Annotated in this window: 25 protein-coding genes; 16 read left to right on the top strand and 9 right to left on the bottom strand. The window is 67.5% G+C overall.

Going from position 1 to position 24,489, the window contains the following annotated elements; all coding sequences use genetic code 11:
• Positions 1 to 349: 349 nt before the first annotated feature.
• Entirely contained in the window at positions 350 to 613 is a 264-nt protein-coding gene (locus tag ACFQEY_RS12005) for a MoaD/ThiS family protein (protein ID WP_379768810.1), read from the bottom strand.
• A gap of 264 nt (positions 614 to 877) precedes the next feature.
• Here ACFQEY_RS12005 and ubaA point away from each other — a divergent pair, with 264 nt between their 5' ends.
• Positions 878 to 1,738, top strand: a complete 861-nt coding sequence (gene ubaA / locus ACFQEY_RS12000; protein WP_379768808.1) for an SAMP-activating enzyme E1 — start codon at positions 878 to 880, stop codon at positions 1,736 to 1,738.
• 210 nt (positions 1,739 to 1,948) lie between these two features.
• Here ubaA and ACFQEY_RS11995 read toward each other — a convergent pair whose 3' ends face one another.
• The gene (locus ACFQEY_RS11995; RefSeq protein ID WP_379768806.1) at positions 1,949 to 2,374 is read right to left on the bottom strand and encodes a desampylase; all 426 of its coding nucleotides are present in this window, start codon (positions 2,372 to 2,374) and stop codon (positions 1,949 to 1,951) included.
• Positions 2,375 to 2,500: 126 nt separating this feature from the next.
• On the opposite strand from ACFQEY_RS11995, the gene ACFQEY_RS11990 reads away from it, so the two are divergent.
• Complete coding sequence (locus ACFQEY_RS11990; RefSeq protein WP_379768804.1) at positions 2,501 to 2,995, top strand: DUF302 domain-containing protein; 495 nt, start codon at positions 2,501 to 2,503, stop codon at positions 2,993 to 2,995.
• 30 nt (positions 2,996 to 3,025) lie between these two features.
• Here the strand turns inward: ACFQEY_RS11990 and ACFQEY_RS11985 are convergent, their stop codons facing one another.
• Positions 3,026 to 3,490, bottom strand: coding sequence for an MGMT family protein (locus ACFQEY_RS11985; RefSeq protein WP_379768802.1), 465 nt, complete (start codon positions 3,488 to 3,490; stop codon positions 3,026 to 3,028).
• Between the two features lie 260 nt (positions 3,491 to 3,750).
• Here ACFQEY_RS11985 and trpC point away from each other — a divergent pair, with 260 nt between their 5' ends.
• The 6 genes from trpC to ACFQEY_RS11955 all read left to right on the top strand — a co-directional run bounded on the left by trpC (position 3,751) and on the right by ACFQEY_RS11955 (position 9,749).
• Entirely contained in the window at positions 3,751 to 4,590 is an 840-nt protein-coding gene (trpC, locus tag ACFQEY_RS11980; RefSeq protein WP_379768800.1) for an indole-3-glycerol phosphate synthase, read from the top strand.
• A complete protein-coding gene (gene trpB / locus ACFQEY_RS11975; RefSeq protein WP_379768798.1) occupies positions 4,587 to 5,900 on the top strand; it encodes a tryptophan synthase subunit beta in 1,314 nt (437 codons plus the stop codon). The genes trpC and trpB overlap by 4 nt, the downstream gene beginning before the upstream one ends.
• Entirely contained in the window at positions 5,901 to 6,839 is a 939-nt protein-coding gene (trpA, locus tag ACFQEY_RS11970) for a tryptophan synthase subunit alpha (RefSeq protein ID WP_379768796.1), read from the top strand. It abuts the gene before it with no gap.
• Between the two features lie 109 nt (positions 6,840 to 6,948).
• Entirely contained in the window at positions 6,949 to 7,740 is a 792-nt protein-coding gene (locus ACFQEY_RS11965; protein ID WP_379768794.1) for a 2-amino-3,7-dideoxy-D-threo-hept-6-ulosonate synthase, read from the top strand.
• A gap of 63 nt (positions 7,741 to 7,803) precedes the next feature.
• Complete coding sequence (locus ACFQEY_RS11960) at positions 7,804 to 8,976, top strand: 3-dehydroquinate synthase II (protein WP_379768792.1); 1,173 nt, start codon at positions 7,804 to 7,806, stop codon at positions 8,974 to 8,976.
• A 158-nt stretch (positions 8,977 to 9,134) separates the two neighbouring features.
• The gene (locus ACFQEY_RS11955; RefSeq protein WP_379768790.1) at positions 9,135 to 9,749 is read left to right on the top strand and encodes a hypothetical protein; all 615 of its coding nucleotides are present in this window, start codon (positions 9,135 to 9,137) and stop codon (positions 9,747 to 9,749) included.
• An 847-nt stretch (positions 9,750 to 10,596) separates the two neighbouring features.
• Here ACFQEY_RS11955 and ACFQEY_RS11950 read toward each other — a convergent pair.
• Positions 10,597 to 12,123, bottom strand: coding sequence for a carboxypeptidase M32 (locus tag ACFQEY_RS11950; RefSeq protein ID WP_379768788.1), 1,527 nt, complete (start codon positions 12,121 to 12,123; stop codon positions 10,597 to 10,599).
• 290 nt (positions 12,124 to 12,413) lie between these two features.
• On the opposite strand from ACFQEY_RS11950, the gene ACFQEY_RS11945 reads away from it, so the two are divergent.
• Entirely contained in the window at positions 12,414 to 13,463 is a 1,050-nt protein-coding gene (locus tag ACFQEY_RS11945) for a threonine aldolase family protein (RefSeq protein WP_379768786.1), read from the top strand.
• A 52-nt stretch (positions 13,464 to 13,515) separates the two neighbouring features.
• On the opposite strand, the gene ACFQEY_RS11940 is transcribed toward ACFQEY_RS11945, so the two are convergent.
• Positions 13,516 to 13,752 carry a hypothetical protein gene (locus ACFQEY_RS11940; RefSeq protein ID WP_379769285.1) on the bottom strand — a complete coding sequence of 79 codons (237 nt, stop codon included), beginning with the start codon at positions 13,750 to 13,752 and terminating at the stop codon, positions 13,516 to 13,518.
• A gap of 345 nt (positions 13,753 to 14,097) precedes the next feature.
• Here ACFQEY_RS11940 and ACFQEY_RS11930 point away from each other — a divergent pair, with 345 nt between their 5' ends.
• Together ACFQEY_RS11930 and ACFQEY_RS11925 are read left to right on the top strand one after the other, a co-directional pair.
• Positions 14,098 to 14,283, top strand: a complete 186-nt coding sequence (locus ACFQEY_RS11930; RefSeq protein ID WP_379768784.1) for a hypothetical protein — start codon at positions 14,098 to 14,100, stop codon at positions 14,281 to 14,283.
• Positions 14,284 to 14,458: 175 nt separating this feature from the next.
• Positions 14,459 to 16,678, top strand: a complete 2,220-nt coding sequence (locus ACFQEY_RS11925) for a PAS domain S-box protein (RefSeq protein WP_379768782.1) — start codon at positions 14,459 to 14,461, stop codon at positions 16,676 to 16,678.
• A gap of 42 nt (positions 16,679 to 16,720) precedes the next feature.
• Here the strand turns inward: ACFQEY_RS11925 and ACFQEY_RS11920 are convergent, their stop codons facing one another.
• Positions 16,721 to 17,119 (bottom strand): OsmC family protein, encoded by a 399-nt coding sequence (locus ACFQEY_RS11920; RefSeq protein ID WP_379768780.1) that lies wholly within the window; start codon positions 17,117 to 17,119, stop codon positions 16,721 to 16,723.
• A gap of 187 nt (positions 17,120 to 17,306) precedes the next feature.
• A complete protein-coding gene (locus ACFQEY_RS11915; RefSeq protein ID WP_379768779.1) occupies positions 17,307 to 18,029 on the bottom strand; it encodes a metal-dependent hydrolase in 723 nt (240 codons plus the stop codon).
• A 216-nt stretch (positions 18,030 to 18,245) separates the two neighbouring features.
• Here ACFQEY_RS11915 and ACFQEY_RS11910 point away from each other — a divergent pair, with 216 nt between their 5' ends.
• From ACFQEY_RS11910 to ACFQEY_RS11890, 5 genes are all read left to right on the top strand, one after another.
• Positions 18,246 to 18,989 (top strand): fumarylacetoacetate hydrolase family protein, encoded by a 744-nt coding sequence (locus ACFQEY_RS11910; protein WP_379768777.1) that lies wholly within the window; start codon positions 18,246 to 18,248, stop codon positions 18,987 to 18,989.
• 172 nt (positions 18,990 to 19,161) lie between these two features.
• On the top strand, positions 19,162 to 20,256 hold the full coding sequence (gene hisC, locus ACFQEY_RS11905) for a histidinol-phosphate transaminase (protein WP_379768775.1): 1,095 nt from the start codon (positions 19,162 to 19,164) through the stop codon (positions 20,254 to 20,256).
• The gene (locus tag ACFQEY_RS11900) at positions 20,253 to 20,885 is read left to right on the top strand and encodes an adenylate kinase family protein (protein ID WP_379768773.1); all 633 of its coding nucleotides are present in this window, start codon (positions 20,253 to 20,255) and stop codon (positions 20,883 to 20,885) included. Before hisC ends, ACFQEY_RS11900 begins: the two co-directional genes overlap by 4 nt.
• A complete protein-coding gene (locus tag ACFQEY_RS11895) occupies positions 20,882 to 21,484 on the top strand; it encodes a CDP-alcohol phosphatidyltransferase family protein (protein WP_379768771.1) in 603 nt (200 codons plus the stop codon). The genes ACFQEY_RS11900 and ACFQEY_RS11895 overlap by 4 nt, the downstream gene beginning before the upstream one ends.
• 75 nt (positions 21,485 to 21,559) lie before the next feature.
• Positions 21,560 to 21,796 (top strand): DUF7120 family protein, encoded by a 237-nt coding sequence (locus ACFQEY_RS11890; protein ID WP_280585598.1) that lies wholly within the window; start codon positions 21,560 to 21,562, stop codon positions 21,794 to 21,796.
• 37 nt (positions 21,797 to 21,833) lie between these two features.
• On the opposite strand, the gene ACFQEY_RS11885 is transcribed toward ACFQEY_RS11890, so the two are convergent.
• Positions 21,834 to 23,018 (bottom strand): MFS transporter, encoded by a 1,185-nt coding sequence (locus tag ACFQEY_RS11885; RefSeq protein WP_379768769.1) that lies wholly within the window; start codon positions 23,016 to 23,018, stop codon positions 21,834 to 21,836.
• A 154-nt stretch (positions 23,019 to 23,172) separates the two neighbouring features.
• Positions 23,173 to 24,348 (bottom strand): M24 family metallopeptidase, encoded by a 1,176-nt coding sequence (locus tag ACFQEY_RS11880; RefSeq protein WP_379768767.1) that lies wholly within the window; start codon positions 24,346 to 24,348, stop codon positions 23,173 to 23,175.
• Between the last annotated feature and the right edge of the window lie 141 nt (positions 24,349 to 24,489).

Raw genomic sequence — 24,489 nt, 5'->3', positions numbered from 1 at the left:
GCAAGGACCGCAGGGAGCGAGCATCGCGAGCGACTGAGGACCGCAGCGAACCGCACGAGCCGTCGCGGCTGGGGCTTTGCAGGTGTTCACCGCGCTAGCAACAATCATTTATAAACAATCAACGCCAGAAACACAACAATTCACCGCGTCAGCAACGATATATAAACCGCCGCCAGCAACACCACTCACTCACTTATAATCGATCACCCCCACACGATGAAATCCCCACTCCCGAAATCGATCGATTCGTACTCTATAGCGACCTGCTGTTTCAGACGAGAATATATCTGACAAAGAGGATTTCACCAGGGCCACATCGACCGGAAAAACGACCGACCGGAAAAACAACCTATCGACCGCCGCTCGCGGCGGGGATAACGCGGACTTGCGCGCCGTCAGGCACGTCTGCGTCGAGATCGTCGATCGGAGTTCCGTCGACGTACACGTTGATGAACTCCTTGATCTCGCCGCCCTCGATGACGCTGTCTTTCAGCTCGGACCCGTGTTCGTCCGCGTGGTTCTCGAACAGCTCCCGGACGGTGTCGCCCGCGACATCGACCTCGGACGTCGCGGAGCCGCCGACGAGCACGGCCGGCAGTTTGATCGTGGCCATACGGAGGGATCGACACGCAGCCCAAAAAGGAGCGCGCCGACGGCAACGTCGTCCCACGTCTAATACGATCGGTGATCGCCGCGGTCACTGCGGGTCTCCACGAATCGAGTCGGTGTCGGTCGTGCTCGCGACGGGTCGACGCCGACAGCGTCGATCGTGCGCGAGTCGGGCCGGTGGTGCGCGCGGATCGCACCTCCGAGATGGCGGCAGTACGCACCGGTGGGCGGCCGGCTTATTGGTCCGCGGCCGCTAGGGGACGGTAGAATGACCGATCTCGATCTCGATCCCACCCAGCTCGACCGGTACTCACGACACATCATCATGGACGACGTCGGCCCCGAGGGGCAGAAGGCCCTGCTCGACGCCGAGGTGCTCGTGCTCGGGGCAGGCGGGCTCGGCGCACCGATCATCCAGTACCTCGCGGCCGCCGGAATCGGTACCATCGGCGTCGCCGACGACGACGAGGTCGAGCTGTCGAACCTCCAGCGACAGGTGATCCACGGAAACGACGACGTGGGACGCAAGAAGGTCGACTCCGCCGCCGACTTCGTCGCGCAGCTCAATCCCGACATCGACGTGCGGAAACACGAACTGCGCGTCACACCCGACAACATCGAGGACCTGATCGAGGGGTACGACTTCGTCGTCGACGGGACGGACAACTTCGCGACCCGGTACCTCGTCAACGACGCCTGCACCCTCGCGGGGATCCCCTTCTCGCACGGCTCCATCTTCAAGTTCGAGGGGCAGGTGACGACGTTCGCTGGCGGCGACGACTCCCCGTGTTACCGCTGTCTGTTCCCCGAGGCCCCGCCGGCCGGCATGGTGCCGAACTGCGCGACCGCGGGCGTTCTCGGCGTCCTCCCTGGCACAGTCGGGTGTCTGCAGGCGACGGAGACGGTGAAACACGTCATCGGCGAGGGCGAGACGCTCGACGGCTCCATGCTCTTTTTCGACGCCTTAGAGATGGAGTTCGACAAGGTGGAGATCCCCAAGCGTGACGACTGCCCCGTCTGCGGCGACGACCCCGCCATCGAGTCGGTCCACGACGTGGAGTACAGCGCCTCCTGTGCGATCGACGTCGGCGGCGACGATCCCGAGCCGGAGATCGAAGCGAGCGACTGAGGACCGTGGTTCGAGAGAGCAAAGCTCTCTCGTCATCACGAGACGCCAAAGGCGTCTCGAACGACAGCGAGGTGTGCGAGCCGTCGCGACTGGGACTTTGAAAGTGGTCGCCGCAGAAGTGCCGATCACGTACTACCGAGCGACTTGGGTTTCGGACGTGTTCACCGCACGGTCACCGAGTCAAAAGCAGACGTATTACTCTTTACCGTCCTACCGTTCGCTCCGGACCGAAACGGTCTCCTGTTCGAAGCCGTCGTCGCCGCGCCAGCGCCACGAGCCGACGAACGGGTAGCCGTCGAGCGCGCAGATGACGTACGAGTGGTCGGGCCACGTCGCGCGCGTAGCGTCCGTCTCGCTCGGGTGCGTCGGCCCCGTCGGGTGCGAGTGATAGAATCCGACGAGATCGTGTCCGTCGTCCTCGACCGCCTCGATCAGTTCGAACTGCTCTTCCGGATCGATGAGGTATCGAATCTCCGGCGTCTCCGCGACGTTCTCTGCCTCGTAGGTCTCGGTGACGACGCTCGGCTCGCCGTCGTCGCCGTGAACGCCGGCGAGCACGCCACAGATCTCTGCCTCACCGCCGGCGTACGCGTGGTAGACGATGTCGTCGTACACCGCTCGCGTGAGTTCGATCATGCGTTCGGGAAGGGGAGTCCGCCCGATAAATCCGTCCCGACCGGCAAGGGGTGCGGCGCGTCACAGGTAGCGGCAGTCGTTGACAGGCCGCAGAGCGTTTTCACCGCGCAGTCGGAGAGACGATCCATGAGCGACGAACCGGAGGAATCGGGCGCTGCGGACGCCGTGGACGGAGCGGATGCCGCGCCCACCGTCGACGAGGCGATACACACGACCCTCGACATGCCCTTCGACGACGCGGTCCCGTTCGTGCAGATCGAACACGAGCTCGCCGACTTCGAGACCGTTCGGGTCACGCGACTCGACGAGATGATCGAGGGAATGCTCGGTCACGACGACGTCGAGCGGACAGCGCTGATCGTCGTCTGTCACCCGGAGATCGCGTTCGACGCGATCGAGATCGACCCGACGCTCGCGGGGATGTTGCCCTGCACGACCCTCGTCTACGAGCGCGAGGGCGACGATCGCGTCCACGTCCACCACGTGTCGGCGACGAAGGCGATCCGGGACCTCGGCTGCGCCCCAGGCGACTGCGCCGAGGCCGTCGACAACCTCGTCGCGAAGACCGGCGAACTGATGACGGTCGTCTGGGAGAACATCGAGGAGCACGGTCGGAAGTAGGTTCTCGCCTCGCGCCGCAGCCGCGTTCCGCTACAGTCCCTCGACGCGCCGCAGCACCGCTCTGACGCTACCGGGCGTGGCGTACGGACCGCCCTGGACTCGGTGGTCCGGGAACAGCATGGGGATAGGGTTCTCGTCGAGCGCGGCCGTTACCAGTTCGAGATCGTCGGGATCGTCGGCGTCCAACGCGGCCAGTCGCGCGAGTCGACTCACGGAGACGGACTCTCCGTAGGGGATCGTCTGCAGCGCTTCGAGGACGGTCCGCTGGTCGGTCGGTACGGTGAGTCCGACGTCGACCTCGTCGAATCCGTCCCGCTGCCCCTGGAGATACGCACCGATGCGGTCGAGTAGTTCGTGGTCAGTGACCGCGTCGTCCGGCGCGTCCGCCGGGAACGACACCGAGATGACGCGGCCGGCGGCAAAGCCGACTTGGACGGCGCGATCGATTTCGTCGAATTCGCGGGCGAAGACGCCCGACGCGTCCGTGGGTTCCATATCACCCGATCAGGGGCCAGACGGGTAAATCGACTGGACGCGGACGATCCGGTGTTGAATCGATCGCCACCCAGACTGCTCTCGACGGCCACCCAGACTGCTCTCGACGGCCACCCAGACTGCTCTCGACGGCCACCCAGACCGCTCTCGACTGCCACCTCGACCGTTCCCGACTGCCACCTCGACCGTTCCCGACTGCCACCTCGACCGCGCACCCGCCCGCAAGCCTTATGAACAGATACGTGCATTAGTGTACAGTAATGGAGGATACAACCGAGTTGGCCCCGGCGGTCAGGTCGATCCTGTCGACCGCCCGGGAACGGGCAAGTGAGGGGCGGAGCGGCCGCGTCGAGGTTGACCCGCGCGACCTGCGGGCGGCGTTCGACCGCGCCGAGGCCGACGGTCGCGTCCCCGTGATCGCCGAGGTGAAGCCGACGAGCCCGACGACCGACGGGACCCGCGAGGACGACCCGGTCGCGCTCGCCGAGGAGATGGTCGCTGGCGGCGCGGCCGCGCTGAGCGTGCTCACCGAACCGGTGCACTTCGGCGGAAGCGTCGAGACCCTCGTACGCGTCCGCGAGGCGGTCGACGTGCCGGTGCTCCGGAAGGATTTCGTCGTCGCGGAGTCGCAGCTCGACGCCGTCGAGAGCGACGTGGTCTTGCTCATCGCGCGGTTCGTCGGCGACGAACTTTCGGATCTGCTCGCCGCGGCCCGCGACCGCGGCTTCCAGGTCCTCGTCGAAGTCCACGACCGCGAGGAACTGGCGGCCGCCGTCGACGCGGGCGCGACGATCATCGGCGTGAACAACCGCGACCTCGCGAAGCTCGCGGTCGACCTCGAAACCTTCGAGTCGGTCGCACCCCACGTCCCGGACGACGCGACGCTGATCGCCGAAAGCGGGATCGGTTCGCCCGAGGACGCCCGACGAATGCGCGCGGCCGGTGCCGACGCGCTGCTCGTCGGCAGCGCGATCATGGACGGCGACGTCGAGGCGAACGCGCGCGAACTGACGCGAGCGGAGAATGAGGCGGAGGCCGAAGCAGAGACAGGTGCGGAGGCCGAAGCGGAGAATGAGGCGGACGCGGAGAAACCCACATGAGCGAACCCGAAACGCGAACGGCTGAGGAACCGGACACGGCGGTGCCATCGCGGCGACCCGGCCGCGAGCGCGGTCGCGACGACGGGAAGTTCGGCCGCTACGGCGGTCAGTACGTCCCCGAGGCACTGATGCCCGCGATCGAAGAGCTAACCGATGCCTACGAGCGCTACGTCCTCGCCAACGAGGACGGGTTCATGGACGAGTTCCGCGAGCGGCTCGCGGACTTCGGCGGGCGACCGACGCCGCTCCAGCGCGCCGATCGGCTCTCGGAGCGTTACGACCGCGACATCTACCTCAAACGCGAGGACCTCGTCCACGGCGGCGCGCACAAGCTGAACAACGCCCTCGGACAGGTTCTGCTCGCGAAGTACATGGGCAAAGAACGGATCATCGCGGAGACGGGCGCGGGACAGCACGGCACCGCGACCGCGATGGCGGCCGCACACCTCGGCATGCCCTGCGAGATATACATGGGCGAACGCGACATCAACCGCCAGCGCCCCAACGTCTTCCGGATGAAGCTCAACGGCTCGGAGGTGAACCCGGTCATCGCGGGCCGCGGCACCCTGAAGGAGGCCATCTCGGAGACGATGCGAGACTGGGCGACCACCGTCGAGAACACCCACTACGTGATCGGCAGCGTGGTGGGTCCGCACCCCTTCCCGGTGATGGTCCGCGACTTCCAGGCGGTCATCTCCGAGGAGGCCCGCGCGCAATCGATCGAGAAAACCGGCGACCTCCCGTCCGACGTGGTCGCCTGCGCGGGCGGCGGCTCGAACACGATGGGTGCGTTCGCGACGTTCGTCGACGACGAGGCGGTCGATCTGCACGCCGTCGAGGCCGGCGGCTCGACGCTGGAGGTCGACGAGGAGGCCGGCGTGGCCCCGAACTCCGCGTCGCTGTACGCGGGCGAGGAGGGCGTCCTCCACGGAGCGCGCACGAAACTCCTGCAAGACTCGGACGGGCAGATCATGGAGAGCCACTCGATCTCCTCCGGGCTCGACTACGCCGGCGTCGGCCCCGAACTCGCGTACCTCGTCGACGAGGGTCGGGTGAACCCGGTCGCCGTCGACGACGACGCGGCGCTTGAGGGGTTCCACCGACTCTCGCGCACGGAGGGAATCATCCCCGCCTTAGAGACGGCCCACGCGTTCGGCTTCCTGGAGGAACACCACGAGGAACTGGGCGAGCGCGTGGTCGTGAACGTCTCCGGGCGCGGCGACAAGGACCTCGACGCCGCCATCGAGGAGACGGACAAACGCGATATCGAGGGAGCGCCGGACATGTCGATGTTCACGGGGGGGATCTGAATGTCGGATCGAGCCGCGGGGACGGAAGCGCACGCCGAGACGGGAAACTCGGCCGCGATCGCCGCCGCCTTCGCCGACGGCCCGGCCTACATCCCGTACCTCGCCGTCGGCGACCCGGACTACGAGTCCTCGAAGGCGTACGTCGAGGCGCTCGATCGGGGCGGAGCCGACGTGATCGAACTGGGGCTCCCGTTCTCCGAGCCCATCGCGGAGGGCCCGACCATCCAGGGCGCGCTCGTCCGGTCGCTCGACGCCGGGATGACGCCCGATCGATTTTTCGCGTTCGCGGAGGAGGTGAACGTCGAGGCACCGCTCGTCTGCATGACGTACTACAATCTCATTTATCAGTACGGCTCCGGGAGCGGTGAGGCTCGCAGCGCCTCGACAGCGAGCGGTGAACCCGAGAGCAGCGGCGGCCCGCGCCCCTTCGTCGAGCGCGCGGCCGCCGCGGGCATCGAGGGGCTCGTCGTCCCCGACCTCCCCGCGGAGGAGGCCGATCCGCTGCGAGCGGTCTGCGACGAGTTCGGACTCGACCTCGTGTTCATCGTCGCGCCGACCACGGTCGGCGACCGGCTCGACCGGATAATGGGCCAGGTGTCGGGATACGTCTACGTCCAGGCGCGGCTCGGGACGACGGGCGCGCGGAGCGACGTCTCCGACCAGACGACGGAGAGCCTCGATCGGCTCGCCGACTACGACGTGCCGAAGGCCGTCGGGTTCGGCATCTCGGCGGGCGAGCACGCCGAGCGTATCGTTGCCGGCGGTGCCGACGGGATCATCGTCGGCTCCGCGCTCGTTGATATCGTCGCCGAGGGCGTGGAAGACGATCTCTCGACTACCGAGGTCGCCGATCGACTGGCGGCGCTCTCGCGGGAGCTGAAAGCGGGCGCAGAGCGCGGGTACGCCACGCGCACGGAGGCAGCGGAGTCGACCAGATAGCGCTCTCTCCGGCCGTCGCGAGGGTTTGACGCGGTTCGAGCCAATACATCCCCGAACGAAACCGACTTACCTCCGATTGCCACACTCTCACATAACGACCGACACCATCATGACAGCAGGACTCTCGGCACGACTCGAGCGCATCTCCACGAACGACCGGTACCTCATCGTTCCCATGGACCACGGGATCACGATGGGTGCAGTCGAGGGGCTCGTCGACATCGAGTCGACGATCGACGGCGTGACGAGCGGCGGCGCGGACGCGGTGCTCACCCAACGAGGGATCGCGGAGCGCGTCCACCCGAACAAAAACGACGCGGGGTACATCGTCCACGTCAACGGTTCGACGACGATCGGTCCCGACGAGAACGACAAGCGGGTCACCGCCACCGTCGAGGACGCGGTGCGCGCCGGTGCCGACGCCGTCTCGTTCCATATCAACGTCGGCTCCGACCACGAGCCGGACCAGATCGAGGAACTGGCGGAGCTGACCGCCGACGCGGAGCGGCTCGGCCTCCCGGTGCTCGCGATGGCGTACGCGCGCGGCCCGGGCGTCGACGAGACCGATCCCGAGTCGCTCGGGCACGCGGTCCGCCTCGCCGAGGAGCTCGGGGCCGACGTGGTGAAGACCGGCTATTCCGGCGACGGCGACTCGTTCGCGCGCGTCACCGAATCGACCCGCCTTCCCGTCGTCATCGCCGGCGGCTCGAAGGGGACCGACCGCGAGACGGTCGAGATGGTACGCGGCGCGATGGACGGTGACGCCGCCGGCGTGTCGATGGGTCGGTCGATCTTCCAGCACGCGGATCCCGAAGGGATCGCCCGCGCCGTGTCTGCCGTCGTCCACGACGAGGCGAGCGTCGACGAGGCGCTTCGGGCGGGCGGATTCGTCGAAGCGTAGCTCGCCGACGCGGTTCCTGTTCCTTTCGCAGTTTTCAAGCCGCACCGCTGCGAGGTTCCGACAATGACACGCACGGTCTGGATCAAAGCCGACGGGAGCGTCGGCGACTGGGAGGCGCGCAAGCGACGGATCACGGCCGCCATCGAGGCAGGCGCGGACTGGGTGCTCGTCGACGAGGGCGACGTCGGGCGCGTCCGCGAACTGGGGGACGTCTCGGTCGCCGCGTTCCGCTCGGAGGCGGACGTCATCGACGACGCCGAAAGCGACGCGGAGGCCGACGCCTACTTCGTCGGGAAGGGCGGCGAGGGCGACGGGACAATCGACCTCCCCGAGGACTTCTCCGGCTCCGCGGACCTCACGACGGTCCGCCGGCGTGACGACCGGGCGCAGGGCGTCTACGTCCGCGTGCTCGGCACAGAGTATGAGCGGTTCGCCGAGGAGGCGGCCGCGGAGGCTGAGTTCACGATCGTCGTCGGCGAGGACTGGTCCATCATCCCGCTGGAGAACCTGATCGCCCGCGTCGGCGAGGAGACGCACCTCGTCGCGGGCGCGACGACCGCCGCCGAGGCGAAGACGGCCTTCGAGACGCTGGAGATCGGTGCCGACGGGGTCCTCCTCGATTCCGACTCCCCCGACGAGATCCGCGGTGCGGTCGACGCCCGCGACGCGGCCGACCGCGAGACGCTCGACCTCCGGCACGCCGAGATCACCGCGGTCGAGCGCACCGGAATGGCCGACCGCGTCTGCATCGACACCGGATCGCTGATGGACGACGACGAGGGGATGCTCGTCGGCTCGATGTCTCGCGGCCTCTTCTTCGTCCACGCCGAGACCGCCGAGTCGCCGTACGTCGAGTCGCGTCCGTTCCGCGTGAACGCCGGCGCGGTCCACGCGTACGTCCGGAATCCCGATGGCGGCACGAACTACCTCGCGGAGCTGTCGAGCGGCGACGAGGTGCAGGTTGTCGACACCGCGGGTCACACCCGCGAGGCGATCGTCGGTCGCGTGAAGATCGAAAAGCGGCCGATGTTCCGGATTCAGGCCGAAGTCGAGACGGAGGAGGGCGTCGACCGCGTGGAGACGCTCATCCAGAACGCCGAGACGGTGAAGGTCGCGACCGCGGAGGGAAAAACGGCCGTCACCGATCTGGAGGAAGGCAACGAGGCCCTCGTCTACTACGAGGACGTGGCCCGCCACTTCGGCGAGGCGGTTGAAGAGAGCATTATCGAGAAGTAGCGGGGTCGACCGAATGGGAGACCCCGTACGCGAGCGATGGAGTCGCGAGCTAGGCGGCCGTGCGGACGAGCCTCCCGAGAGATCGAGCCCCGCGAGGGGCCGCCTCGGAGATTGCGCCGACCATAACTACTATCAGATAGGTAACGTATCCACGGTCTATGGGTGTGGGTCACGAGAGCGATCGTATCGTAGACGGAACCGTAGTGGATCGCGTTCGACACCTCGCCGACGCCGCGAACCCGGCGTTCGCGGCGGGAAGCTTGCTCGTCCCGTTGGTGTTCTTCGGCGCGAGCCTCGCGCTCTCGAGCACGACGCTGCTCTTTTACACGCACGTCGCCGCGGGCGCGGTCTGGTTCGGGTTCGCGCTGATCTTCCCGGCGATCATCGGGCCGACGCTCGGCGGGCTCGGTCGGGAGGCGTCGGCCGCGGTGACGACGACGCTGGTTCCGAAGGCAGTCTTCTTTCTGGTCGGTTTCTCCCTGACGACGGTGCTTTCCGGGACCGTGCTACTGACACCCGATCTCGGACTCGGGTACGGATTCGCGAGTCGATGGTCGTCGGTCGCGCTTGGGATCGGCTGGGGCCTGTTCGCGTTCGGCCTCGTGGTCCCGCACCGGCTGCAGCTCAGCGCGTACTACGAGACGCTCTCGTCGGAGCCGGACGCCTCGCGGCTCGAAGCGATCGAGAAGAAGAACCTCGTTGTCGGGCTGTTCGAGGCCGCGACGATGCTCGGAATCATCGTCCTGATGACGGGGTTCCGGCTTGGACTGTAAGGGCTCTCCCGGAGTCCGTCGTGTATCGGGTACGATCAGAATTGCTCCACGCGGTGCGAATCCCTCGTATCGAACGGTCTCCCAGGGATCGCTACCACGAATGAGTCGATGCATGTAGCGCGGGAAGCGACTGCGGGAATAGGTGTCTCAATTCGGTGGAGTGGTCGCTTATAAGTGGATGGGTGGAGCCGGAGGTTGTTTAAAAGTCGTTGACGACGCAGTGATTCGCTGTGTGTCTGGCGTTGATAGCTTATAAATGGTTATTGCTGGCGCGGTGAACACGTCCAAAGCCCCAGCCGCTCGCTTATAAGTTGGTAACGGGACGGTGAACACGTTCAAAGCCCCAGCCACGAGGAGGGCGTACGCTCGCTGTCGCCCGAAAATCAGAGATTTTCGGGATGTCGCCAGAATCCTTCGAATTCTGGCTGCTAGCCGGAAATCAACGATTTCCGGCGATGACGAGAGAGCTTTGCTCTCTCGAACCACGATCCTCACTCGGTCGCTTGCGCTCTCTCGTTGCGGTGTCACCGGCGCGGAGCGCCGGCGACTGCCCCTTTGAATCCCTCCTCGCTCCGCACAGCACCGCAGCCTCATGCCTCCCCAGCCTCGCGGGCTCTTCGCGCTCGCTTAAAAGCGAGCGCTCAGAGGCGCGCCACCGCACAGCACGGCCTCGTGAATTTATAAACAGTCGTCGCTGCCTCGCACATTTCTTTTAAATGCCACGTCGCCGGCGGCGGTCTGCAATCCCTACTCCCGTACTCACTCACCACCAGTTTGTATTGACCGCCACTGGGTCAGAATCAGTTATCAGTTGAGAATCTCAACAGATCAATAGAGTTGAACTACCCTAGATCCCGTACAGTTCGCCGTACTTCTCCTCGACATAGTCGGTGAAGGCGTCCGCGGAAAAGTCCTCACCGGTGGCGCGTTTCACCAGTTCGTTCGTCTCGTAGCGCGAGCCGTGCCGATGGACGTTCTCGCCGAGCCAGCCCTGGAGGTCCTCGAAGTCGCCGGCGGCGATCTTCGCGTCGAGGTCGTCGATCTCCCTCTCGGCGGCCGCGAACAGCTGGGCGGCCATCACGGAACCGAGCGAGTAGGTGGGGAAGTACCCGAAGTTGCCGTGGCTCCAGTGGATGTCCTGGAGGCAGCCGTCGCCGTCGGTATCGGGTCGGATCCCGAGGTACTCCTCGTACTTGTCGTTCCACGCTTCGGGCACGTCCGCGACGTCGAGGTCGCCGCGGACCAGGTCGCGCTCGATCTCGAACCGGACGACGATGTGGAGGTGATAGGTGAGTTCGTCCGCCTCGACGCGGATGAGGTTATCCTCGTGGACCTGATTGAACGCCTCGTAGGCGTCCTCGACCGTCGCGTCGTCGGTCTCCGGGAACCGCTCTGTGAACGCCGGGAGAAACAGCTCCCAGAAGGCGCGGCTCCGCCCGACGTGGTTCTCCCAGAGCCGCGACTGCGACTCGTGAACCGAGAGGTCGCGAGAGTCGCCGAGCGGGGTGGCCCAGTGCTCCCGCGGGAGTCCGAGGGTGTACTGCGCGTGGCCGTACTCGTGGATCGTCGAGCCGACCGCGCCGAGCGGATCGGACTCGTCGAACCGCGTCGTGATCCGACAGTCGAACTGGTTGCCGGAGGTGAACGGGTGCGAGGAGACGTCGAGCCGACCGCGGTCGAAGTCGTAGCCGACGAGATCGAGGGCGTCGCGCGCGACCGCCTCCTGGTCCCCAGCGGGGAACTGCCCCTCGAAGGTGTCGACGGCGAGGGTCGCGTCCGACTCGCGGATCGCGTCGATCATGGGGACGAGCGTCTCGCGGAGCTCGTCGAGGATAGACTCGGTGCGCTCCATCGACAGACACGGCTCGAACTCCTCGAACAGCACCTCGTAGGGGTCGCGGTCGGGGTCGATGTGTTCGGCGTACTGCCGCTTCAGCTCGACGTGTTTCTCGAGGTGCGGCGCGAAGCGTTCGAAGTCGTCGTCGGCTCTCGCCCGCTCCCACGCCTGTAGCGCCTCCGAGCTCGTCTCCGAGATCTCCTCGACGAGGTCGACGGGGACGGCGTCGGCGCGCTCGTACTCCCGTCGGACCTCACGGACGACCGCCGCCCGCTCGTCTGTGAGTTCCTCGTCCTCGAGCTCGTCGAGCAGCTCGCCGGTCTCGTCGTCGGTGATCATGTCGTGGTTGATCGACGAGAGCGTCGAGAGCTGCTTCGATCGGGCTGGAGTGCCGCCTTCGGGCATCATCACCTGCTGGTCCCACCCGAGGACGCCGGCGGCGCTCCCGACGGTGTTCCACCGTCGGACCCGGTCCAGGAGGGCGTCATACGCTTCGGGAGCGTCGGATACGTCGTCGGCCGCGGCTTCCGTTGCCATACGACACGGATCGGCCGCGCGGGTTAAGAAGGGACCGAACGCGCCGCCGAGTGCCCGGCGCTCGGCGATCCGTCGCGAGCCGTCACGAGTCATTTCGGGCCGTCGAGAACCGGTTCGGGTCGTCGCGAGTCATTTCGGGCCGTCGCGAATCGTTTCGGGCCGTCGTGGACTGGCATCGGACGAATCAGGTGAGCCAGGCGAACCGGACGCACCGACCGAATCGAGTGAACCGGGCGAACCGGCCCCGAACGCGACCTATTTCCGATCGGCCGCCGAACCGCTGGCAACGAATGGCCGACACAGCCGACTTCATCGATCTGCGATCCGACACCGTCACGAAACCCTCGGCGGAGATGCGCGACGCCGCCCGCGACGCGGAAGTCGGCGACGACGTGTATCGCGACGATCCGACCGTCAACGAACTGGAGCGACGCGCCGCGGCGGCGGTCGGGACCGAGGCCGCGATCTACGTCCCCTCCGGGACGATGGCGAACCAGATCGCGATCCACGTCCACACCGAGCCCGGACAGGAGCTGCTTCTGGAACGGGAATCCCACGTGTACCGGTGGGAACTGGCGGGCGCGTCGAAGCTCTCGGGCGTCCAGACGCGGACGATAGACGCCGGCGAGCGGTGCGTTCCGACGCCAGAAGCGGTCGCCGAGGGGCTCGTCGAGGAGGATCTGCACCGGCCCGGCACGGGGCTTCTGTCGCTCGAGAACACTCACAACTTCCGCGGGGGGACGGCGATTCCGATCGGCGAGATCGCGGCGGCCGCCGAGACCGCCCGCGACGCGGCCGTGCCGGTCCACCTCGACGGGGCGCGCGTGTTCAACGCCGCGGTCGCGCTCGGCGTCGACGCGAGCGAGATTGTCGCTCCCGTCGACAGCGTTACGTTCTGCCTCTCGAAGGGGCTCGGCGCACCCGTCGGCTCGATCCTCGCGGGCGACGAGGAATTCGTCGAGGCGGCGCGCCGGGTTCGGAAGCTGTTCGGCGGCGGGATGCGACAGGTCGGCATGATCGCCGCGCCGGGGTTGCTCGCGTTGGAGAACGTCGACCGGCTCGCCGACGACCACGCGAACGCCGAGCGGCTGGCCGCCGGGCTGGACGCGCTCGACGGCGTCGCCGCTCCCGAGCCCGACACGAACATCGTCGTGGCACGAACCGAGGCGGCGGGCCTCCCCGCAGGCGACCTCGTGGACGCCTGCGATGACGCCGGCGTCGGCGGCGTCGAGTTCGACGACTACACGACCCGGTTCACGACGCACCTCGACGTCGACGATACCGATGTCGACGACGCGATCGAACGAATCGGCCACGCGGTCACGGAGCTGTCGAACTGAGGGAGAGACGCCCGATCGCGACCCGGACGCGACTCGCGTCCTCGCCGCGGACTCACGTCCTCGCCGCTATCCGGGCGAGGACGTGAGCGCCCGCGATCGCACCGACCCAACACCCGACGAGCGCGAGGAGCGCGACGACGGCCACGGCCCGATCGGCGAGCGCCGATTCGATCGCACGGATCGTCGCCGAGGCCCCGGTGAGCGAGCCGGACCATTCGACCGAATCGGCCGTCCGCGAATCGACGGCCGAACGCGCCGCGACAGTGATGTCGAGGAGCGCGGGGGTCACGGTCGCGGCACCCAGCACGGGAGCGGAGATTGCACAGATCAGTCGGACCAGTGTGCACGGACCAGGGACGCGTCGCTCGCTCGGCCGCCTGGTCGGTTGGTCGCTCGGTCGCCTGGTCGGTTGGTCGCTCGGCCGCCTGGTCGGTTGGTCGCTCGGCCGCCGGATCGGTGATCCCCTCGACTCATCGCGGTCGTCGCGCCTCGTTCGATCGGGTCGCCGTCGCATGGCGCGGATGGTCGCGGGATCGGTGGTGAACGTTCGGCCCTCTCGCTGCCGGCAGCCGAACAGTATCAGGGTCCGCCGTCGACTCGTGGGTTTTTGTCCCGACCCCACGTACCGGGTCGTGTGACCGAAGCGGAACCGACTTTCCGAACCTTGCGGCTCCTGTGTGCGAACGGTGCCGGAATGGTCGGTTTCCTGCTCGCGTACGCCCTCGGGCGGGACTTCGCGATCGCGCTCGTCGCCGGGGCTCTCGTGGGCGCGATCGGGTACGCCGCTTCGAGCGCGGTCGTCGCGTACGCGGAGGCGTGACGATGAGGGACGCGGAGGCGTGACGATGACCCCGGGACAGCGCGATCGGAACGAACGCGGGCGTCGGTGATCGAAACGCGACGGACCTCGGCGGCAACAGGGGACGCACCGCCGGAAGCGATCGGCTGAACGAAATGGAAATGGTTATCGTGTCGAATAATCGAAAGGCCATCGTATGACGGAGCGGGACCAGTCCAATTCTCACGCGAACGCGTCGATGGCGGTGTCGCGGACGGCGTCCGTTCCGATCCGCGTGCTCGTCGTCGGCGACGATCCGGACGGGACGGGAGGCGTCGCCTCGTCCATCGTGAACCGCGGGAAGCGCTTCGACGTTCAGGCCGCCTCCAACGCCGAGGCGGGACTGAACGCCGTCGAGAACGGGGCGTTCGACTGCGTCGTCAGCGGGTACGCGCTCCCGGATGCGGACGGGATCGACCTCCTGAAACGGGTCCGCGACCGGCACGGATCCCTCCCGTTCGTGCTGTTCACCGGACAGGGATCGGAAGTGGTCGCGAGCGAGGCCGTCTCGGCCGACGTCGACGAGTACCTCCCGGCCGACGAACTCGACGATCCGCACGCGACGCTCGCGTCGCGGATCGATCGTGTCGTGTCGGCGTCCCGTACGGAGCGACAGTTCGCGGACCACCTCGATCGGATGACTGACGCGTTCTGTCGGATCAACGCCGAGTGGCGGTTCACGTACCTCAACGATCGAGCGGCTGAACTCTTCGATCGCGACGCCGGCGACCTGCTCGGCGACCGGATCTGGGACCGCTTCCTCGGGATCGCCGGGACGGCGGTCGAGGAACGGTTTCGGACCGCGATGGAGACCGGAGAGCCGACGAACTTCGAGTTCCACTTCGACCGGGTCTCCGCGGACCTCGCCGTCGACGTCTACCCCTCGGAGACAGGGCTCTCGGTGTACTTCCGCGACGTCACCGAGCGAACGCGGCGCGAGCGCGAACTCCGAGAGCTCTCGGATCGGCTCCGTCTCGCCTTGGAGGGCGCGAACATCGGCGTCTGGGACTGGGACCTCCGCACCGACGAGGTACGGTTCGACGATCGCTGGGCGGCGATACTCGGATACGAACGGTCCGATATCACCTTCGATGTCTCCGAGTGGGAGGACCGGATTCACCCCGACGACGTCGACGACGTGTGGTCGGCCCTGAACGCGCACTTCGTCGGCGAGACGGAGTTTTACCGCTGCGATCACCGTTTGCGGTCGAAAGACGGCGACTGGAAGTGGATCCGCGACCGTGGGCGCGTCGTCGAGCGTGACGAGGGAGGCGAACCGGTTCGCGCCGTCGGGATCTACGTCGACGTGACCGAAGAGAAGGAGCGCGAACGGGACCTGGAACGCACATCGGCCCGACTGGAGGCCCTCTACGAGGGATCCCCGGACATGATCGACATCCACGACGCCTCAGGGAAGATCGTGGACGCGAATCTCGCGATGACGGCTGGGCTCGGATACGACCGCGAGGAAATGGTCGGAATGGACGTCTGGGACATCGACGAGGAGATGGATCCGGACGAGGCGTACGACGTCTGGGAAGGCCTCGAAACGGGCGAGACGGTACGGCTGGAGACGACCTTTCGACGAGCCGACGGGACGTCGCTCCCCGTCGAGGTCCACGTCCGCCGCGTCGACGTACGGGGCGAAGATCGATTCCTCGCTAGCAGTCGGGACATCTCCGATCGGAAGGCGTACGAGCGACGGATAGAACGCGAGAACGAGCGGCTCGACGAGTTCGCGTCGATCGTCTCACACGACCTCCGGAATCCGCTGAGCGTGCTCTCGGGGTACCTTCACCTCGCCAGGGAGACGGGAGACGAGGCGTACTTCGAGCGGTGTGAGAGCGCGATCGACGAGATGGAGCGGCTGATCGATGACGTCCTGACGCTCGCACGCCAGAGCGATACCGTGGAGTCAGTCGACCCGATCGCGGTCGACGAACTGGTGGCCCGATACGCGGCCGACGAATTTGGCTCTATCGAGAGCGGCTCCGCGTCGGAGTCGCACGTGGACGGCAGCGATTCGGCGAGTACCATCGACGTCGACGTCGACATCGATCGCGACGTGTTCGCCGATCCCGGACGGCTCAAACGGCTCTTCGGGAACCTCTTCCGGAACGCGGCCGAGCACGGCGGCGACCGCGTCGTCGTCGGTGACCTGCCAGGCGGGTTCTACGTCACCGACGACGGTCCCGGGGTTCCCGCGGACCGCCGCGACGAGGTGTTCGAGAGCGGATACTCGACCACGGAGACCGGGACCGGCTTCGGGCTAGCCATCGTCAAGCGCATCGCCGAGGCGCACGGCTGGGAGGTGTCGCTCAGCGAGAGCGAGTCCGGCGGCGCTCGGTTCGAGTTCACCGGCGTCGAACGGCCGTAGCCGGGCCGAAAAAACAGCGGACCGCGTGCGGACGAGGAGAGTTTAGAACGCGCCGGGGTAGACGCTGATGTCGGCGTGTAACTCGTCGCGCAGGGCGCTGTGAACGTGGCAGATCCCCTCTGCGCGCTCGACGACGTCGGCTGCGGTGTCGTCGTCGAGGTCGGCCTCGACGTGGATGTCGAACGCGATGGCCGTGAGGTCGTCGTCGCCGTCGAGGTCGGCGCTCGCGTCGATCTGTACTGTTCCGAGGTCCTCCTCGCCGCGCTGGCTGCCGCCGACGCGGAACGCCGGGAGGAAACAGGAGGCGTACGTCGCGACGAGCGCGGCGTTCGGGTTCGGGCCGGTCTCGTCGGTCGCGTCGATCTGCAGGTCGAACTCGCCGACCTGACTGGTGCAGGCGTACCCCTCCTCGGAAACGGTGGTGGTCTCGATGTCGGACATGAACACCTCCCGGTTCGTCCCCCCTCAGGTAAAGGTTGCCGACACGCGACGACGCTTCCGGGAGCCCGGCACGAACGTCGGACGCGTCGAGCAGCGTGAAACATGGCCGTCGTCCCGTGCCGCCCCCGCCGCCGGTGGCTCCGAGACCGTTCGACGGCGGTTCGCTCGGCGACGGTTCGCCCGGCGACTACTCCAAGACGTACGTCTCGTCGCCTTCGAGGACGATCGGTTCCGCGGCGGCCCCGGCCGCCTTCACCTCGTTGACGAACTCACGGGTGTCGATCTCGATCGGCGGGAACGTGTCGTAGTGCATGGGGAACACGACGTCGGCACCCACCCAGTCGGCGGCGATACCCGCGCCCGCGGGACCCATCGTGAAATGGTCGCCCACGGGGAGCGCGGCGGCGTCGGGTTCGAGATATGGGGCGATCACGTCGACCATCTCGGACATCAGTCCCGTGTCGCCGGCGTGGTAGAACGTGGTGCAGTCTGGGTCGGACTCCTGCGTCGGCTTCTTGTCGCCGATGACGAACCCGGCGGGCATTCCGGCGGAGGTTCCGTAGCCGGTGTCGATGCCGTTCGAGTGGTCCGCCCGCACCATCGTGACCCACGCGTCGCCGCACTCGACCGTGCCGCCGATGTTCATCCCCATGCCGCCGACGGCGCTGTCGTGACCGAAGGTGTCCTGGACGTAGCCGGTCAGTTCGGGGGTTGCCACCACCGTCGCGCCCTCGTAACGGTCGGCGTCGCTGATGTGGTCCGTATGACCATGCGTCAGGAGAAGGTAGTCCGGATCGAGTTCCTCCGGGTCGACGTCGGTCTTCGGGTTGTCGAAATGCGGGTCGATCAACAGTTCCGTGTCGTCGACGACGACGTGCCACGTCGAATGTCCGTGCCAGGTGAGTTCCATAGTACGAGTCCTACATCTCGGCGAGCCGTAATAAAAGTCGACGCCGCGGATCCGCAATCGACGTCCCGATCCCGCAGTCGCCACAGGTCGGTCCGTGCACCCTTCCGCTCGTCCGCGCACCCTTCCGCTCGGGCGAGCACCCTTCCGCTCGGGCGAGCACCTGTGGGATTTGTCCCGTCCGGCAACGCTTTGAACGCGCCGCTCGATCGGTGGATCATGCACCGCGCACGGTTCCGCGACCCGGCCGGATCGATCCGCGAAGGCACCTACGACCCCGCGAGCGACACCGTCGCCTTCGCCGGCGAGGAGTACGCGCTCGACGATCCTGAGATCGACGTGCTCCCGCCGACGGAGCCGACGAAAATCGTCTGCATCGGGCGCAACTACGCGGAACACGCGGCCGAGCTCGGAAACGACGTACCGGACCGCCCGCTGCTCTTCTTGAAGCCGCCGAACGCGCTGGCGAGTCACGGCGACACCGTCACGGTCCCCGAGGGGAAAGACCGGATCGACTGGGAGGCCGAGATGGCCGTCGTGATCGGCGAACAGTGCAAGGACGTCGACGCCGACGACGCGATGGACGTCGTCGCCGGGTTCACCTGCATGGACGATATCTCGAACCGAGACGACCAGAACCGCGAGCAGAACTGGGTACGCGGGAAGGCATTCGATAACGCCGCCCCGCTCGGCCCGGTACTCGCGACCCCCGACGAGGTGCCCGCCGACGCGAGCGTCGAGCTTCGCGTCAACGGCGAGACGAAGCAGTCGAGCGACCGCGAGCACCTGATCTTCGACGTGCCGACGCTCATCGAGGAGATTACGACCTACCTCACGCTGGAGGCGGGAGACGTGATCGCGACCGGTACCCCCGAGGGCGTCGGTCCCCTCTCCGACGGCGACACCGTCGAGGTCGAAGTAGAGGGCGTCGGCGTGCTCGAACACGACGTGCGAGTGCCCTGAGCGCGGCGACGGATCCCACCGCAGCGCTTAAAAGAAACTCACCGATCGGCCGTCCATCCTCCTCGTACTGCGGTTCGTTCGCACACCGCGTTTCCGGTGAACGAGGGAAGCCGATGCGGACGGGTCGGCCCGTTCGGCCACCCTTAAGACCGGCCGTCCCGGACGGATCGCCATGCAACCACGGGATCTCTCCGATCACTCGCCGTACGTGCCCGGGCGGGGCGTCGAGGAGGTCGCCCGCGACCGCGGGATCGACCCCGACGACCTGATCAAGCTCTCGTCGAACGAGAACCCTCACGGCCCGAGCCCCGCGGCCGTCGAGGCGATCCGCGAGCGCGCGGACCGGATCCACCAGTACCCGAAGTCATCGCACACGGACCTCACCGCGAAGCTGGCCGAGAAGTGGGACGTGACGCCCGAGCAGGTGTGGGTCTCGCCGGGCGCGGACGGCTCGATCGACTACCTCTCGCGGGCGGCGCTGGATCCCGGTGACGAGGTGCTCGTCCCGAGCCCGGGATTCGCCTACTACGCGATGTCCGCCCGGTACCACCACGGCGCGGTCTCGGAGTACGAACTCGATCCGGGCGACGACTTCGCGCAGGACGCCGAGGCGGTCCTGACGGCCTACGCCGGCGAGCGGATCGTCTACGTCACCTCCCCGCACAATCCGACGGGCTCGACGATGCCGCTGGCCGAGGTGGAGGCGATCGCAGACGCGACCGCGGAGGAGACGCTCGTCGTCGTCGACGAGGCCTACGGGGAGTTCGCCGAGATCGACAGCGCGATCCCGCTCGTCGACGAGCGCGACGACGTGGCCGTCCTGCGCACGTTCTCGAAGGCGTACGGGCTCGCGGGGCTCCGGATCGGATACGGCGTGGTTCCGGAGGCGTGGGGCGAGGCGTACGCCCGCGTCAACACCCCGTTCGCCGCGAGCGAACTGGCGTGTCGGGCGGCGATCGCGGCGCTCGATGACGAGGACCACGTCTCGCAGTCGGTCGAGACGGCGCGATGGGCGCGCGAGTACATCGCGGACGAGATCGACGCGCCCACCGTCGAATCGGCCGGCAACTTCGTGCTCGCCGAGGTCGGCGACGCGACGGGCGTGACCGACGCAGCACAGGACCGCGGCGTGATCGTCCGGGACTGCACCTCGTTCGGCCTCCCGAACCACGTCCGGATCTCGACCGGCACCCGCGAGGAAACGCGCGAGGCCGTCGAAACGCTCAACGAGACGCTCGCGGACCTCGGGCTCGGTGTTCGGGCGTGAGCGACCCGGATCGAGCCGATGCGGACTCGGATTCCGCGTCGGTCCGCGTCGCCGTCACCGGCACCCCCGGAACGGGCAAGACGACCGCGGCCGCCCTCCTCGACGACGAGTACGACGTGATCCACCTCAACGACCGGATCAAGGGCGACGACGCCCTCTGGACCGAGCGCGACGCGGACCGCGACACACTCGTCGCCGACCTCGACGCGGTCCGGGAGCACCTCGGCGACTGGTCGGGCGTGCTCGACTCACACCTCGCACATCGCTTCGACGTCGATCGCGTCGTCGTGTTGCGATGCCGTCCCGAAACGATCGAGACGCGGCTCGGAGAGCGAGGGGAGTCGGACGCGACTGCCGCGGAACCTGCCGAGCCGGAGGAACCGTCTCGAGCTCTCACTCGCAAGGCTCGCGAGAACGCGGAGAGCGAGGCGCTCGACGTCATCCTCTCGGAGGCGGTCGCCGAACACGGGATCGAGAACGTCTACGAGATCGACACCACCGATCGGGATCCCGAGGCGGTCGCGGGTGCGATCCGCGCCACGATCGAGGGCGATCGCGAGCCGAGCGCGGGGACCGTCGACTTCATCGATTATATGGGAACCGGCCGCGACGGACGACACGATAGATGACCCTCGATCAGTACCGATCGGTGGCGAACCGCCTCCTCAGACCGTGGGTGCACGCCGCAGCTCGGCTCGGACTCTCCCCGGACCAGGTGAGCGTCCTCGCGTTCGGGGCCGCGGTCGCCGCCGCCGCTGCGTTCGCGGTCGGCGAGCCGCTCTTTTACGCGCTCGGTGCGGTGTGCGTCCTTCTCAACGGCTGGCTGGACCTCGTCGACGGCGCGCTCGCCCGCCACCTGGAGGTCTCCTCCGACGGCGGCGACCTGCTCGATCACGTCCTCGATCGCTACGCCGACATCGCGGTCATTGCGGGGTTTACCGCCGGGATAGGGTCGTACGCGCTCGGCTTCTTCGCCGTCACGGGCGTCCTGATGACCTCGTACATGGGCACGCAGATCCAGGCGGTCGGCATCGGCCGCGAGTACGGCGGGCTGCTTGGCCGCGCGGACCGCCTCGCCCTGATGGGGATCGTCGGACTCGTCGCGTCGGTGTACCCGGCACCAGTCGTCGCCGGACTCAACGTCGTCGGCCTCCTGCTCGCCGTGTTCGCCGCGGTCGGTCACCTGACCGCCCTCCAGCGCTTCCTCGGCGCGTGGTCCGATTTATAAGCGATCGGTGTCCGTTACGCGATCGTCATCGCCGACGAAGGAACGCTTAAAAGCGTCCGGCCGGAACGAGGGGGTATGCCCACCTTCGAACTCAACCTCTCGGACGACGTCTACGCGGAGTTCCAACAGCTCGCCGACCAGGAGTTCGTCTCCGAGGAGCAGGCCGCAGAAGATCTCATCGCCTCCGGTATCGAGGCGTACAACGTGAGCGTCGTCGACGACGAGCCCCGCGACGAGATGCTCGACGGCGCGGAGAACAACATGTTCGACACCGCACAGGACCCCGGAAGCCTCGAGGACGACCGACTCTAGCGACGCGGAGCGGTCACCTTCTGCGCGGCGCTGCCCGCTAGTACCCCAGTCCCAACAAGCGATTCGCGAGCAGCGCGGCGAGTCCGAGCGTCATCACGCCGGCGAGCAGTCCGAACGCGGAGGCCCATCCGGCGACGTCGGAGATCGTCCCGACGACGACGCTTCCGGTCGCACCGAGCATCATGTACGCCGTCCTGACGAGCCCGAACCCGGCCCCGCGCTCCGCCTCCGAGAGCAGGTCCATGAACCGCGACTGGACCGGTGCACCCCACGACATCGCGATCCCGACGAGCCCGACGGCGACGATCGTCGGTGCGAGCCCGAGATCGAACCGCGCGGTCGCGACGAGAAGCCCGTACCCGGCGATGCCCGCGCTCATCGTTCCCATCGCGGTCGCGTCGCGCCCGAACCGGTCCGAGAGCGATCCCGTTATCGGCTGGGTGCCGCCGTGGACGAGGAAGTACAGCGAGAACAGCAGCGCGGACAGCGCCGTGGACAGCCCGCCGCCGACCTCCAGGAACGTCGGGAGAAACGAGGCGGTCGCCTGCCACGAGAACGCGCCCAACGTCGCCAGCGCGGTCGTGTAGAGGATCGGGGGCCGCGAGAGCAACTCGACGAGCGGACCGAGCGCGAACCGCTCGCGGACGGCCTGATCCGGCCGGACCGGCTCCGTCGGACGCACCCGCCACGCGAACACGAGGAACACCGGCACGGCGGCCGCGACGCCGAGGAGGATGCCGGCGCGCCAGCCGTACCGGGACCCCACGATCGCCGCGAGCGGCGGCGCGGCGAGACCCGCGATCGGTCCGCCGGCGACGTGGACGCCGATGGCGCGGCCGATGTCGTCGTACTGTTTCGCGAGGAACGTTGTGGCGACCGAGTAGTGGAGTCCGGCACCCGCACCGAGGACCACGGTGAACAGCGTGAAGGCGGACACGGACGGCGAGGCGGCGATCAGGAGGGAGGCGACCGCGGTCGCGCCGACGGCGGCGAGGATGACGGGCCGCTCGCCGTGTTTGTCGCCGAGGACGCCCGACGGGAACTGCGCGAGCGCGTACGCGAGCCACATCCCCGACAGGGCCAGCCCGATCGTCGCGTTCGTGACGCCGAACTGCGCCGTGATCCGCGGGACGAGCGGGCTGATGACGAGTCGCGCCACCATCGTCGCGGTGAACGCGAGGGTGCAGAGCGCGAGCGCCGTGTGCTTGTACCGCCAGTTCACGCTCTGCGTTGCTCGGCCGCGGAAAAGGGGGTTCCGATCACGGCCCGATTCCCCGGCTGATCGGTCGGGACGTCACGCCCCGATGCGATCCTCGAACTCGGCACCTTCTCTTCGACCATCGCCTCCAAAGCGGCGTTCCCAGCCCGTAGTCGGTTCAGTCGACGACGAACTCGATCGGGTACTCCGTGAGGTTCTCGTACCCGCTCTCGGTGACGACGACGAGGTCCTCGATCCGGACGCCGCCGACGTCCGGGTCGTACAGCCCGGGCTCGACGGTGACGACGTGCCCCGGCTCCAGCTCGCCGCCGCCGCTCGCGAGCCGCGGGGACTCGTGGACGTCGAGGCCGATCCCGTGGCCGGTCGAGTGGATGAACCCCGTCTCGGTCTCGGGGTCGGTTCGGAATGTGGGCAGGTCCGCGCCCTCGTACACCTCGCAGGCGGCCGCGTGAACGTCGTCTCCCGTCGCGCCCGGTTCGACGGCGTCGAGCGCGGCGACGAGCGCGCGCTCGGTCAGGTCGTACCACCGCCGGAGCGTCTCGCTCGGCCCGCCGACGCAGAAGGTCCGGGTCATGTCGGCGTTGTACTTCGTCGCCTTCGACCGCGGGAAGATGTCGACGATGATCGCCTCGTTCGCCCGAAGCGGACCGGAGCCCCGGTCGTGAGGGTCCGCCGCCTGCGCGCCGCCGGCGACGATCGTCTGGTCGAGCGCGCAGCCGTGCCGCAGGAGCGTCACCTCGATCTCCTCGGCGACGCGCTCGCTGGTGAGCGGTTCGTCTCCGTGGAGGAGCGTTCCGGGGTCCGCGTCGTCGGTCTCTTCGGCCACGTCCGCGTTCGCTAGCAGCGACTCGGCGGCGCGCATCGCCGCCTCGTTGGCGCGCTGGGACTCGCGGATGTGCTCGATCTCCGCGTCGGTCTTGACCGCCCGGACGTCCTGGAGGCGGTCGTCCTCGTCGACCGCGACGTCGATACCCCGTTCGCGAAGCGCGTCGGCGGTGCCGACCGGCGCGCGCGGCGGCATCGACACCGATACCGCGCCCTTGTCTCGGACGAACGCGGCGTACATGTCGTAGCGCTCGTCGCGACCGCCGTACTCGTAGTCGTAGTCGGCGTGGCGCTCGACCGTGTCGGCGGCGGCCTCGGACCGGGCTCGACCGTACTCCAACCCGGAAACTAAGAGGTGAATCGAGCCGTCGACGTACAGACTCAAGAACGGATCCGGGCCGGTGAATCCGGAGAGGTACAGCTGATTCGCGTCGTCCTTTGACGCGTCGAGCAGATAGCCGTCGGTTCCGACGTCGCCGAGGCGAGCGTCGAGCCGTGATCGGTTCATACGCACGCTGCTCGGCCGATACTCAAATCGGTTCCCCATCACGGAACCGAAACGGCCGCGAGAGGATCCGGAATCGGCACGGAATATATATATAGAAGCGTTCGCCCGAGTGATGAACGGAATCATCGGATGATACCGACC

Origin of the sequence: Halorubrum trueperi (genome assembly GCF_042662525.1) — an archaeon.
Taxonomy (GTDB): domain Archaea; phylum Halobacteriota; class Halobacteria; order Halobacteriales; family Haloferacaceae; genus Halorubrum; species Halorubrum trueperi.
This window is presented reverse-complemented; position numbering and strand designations above follow the sequence as displayed.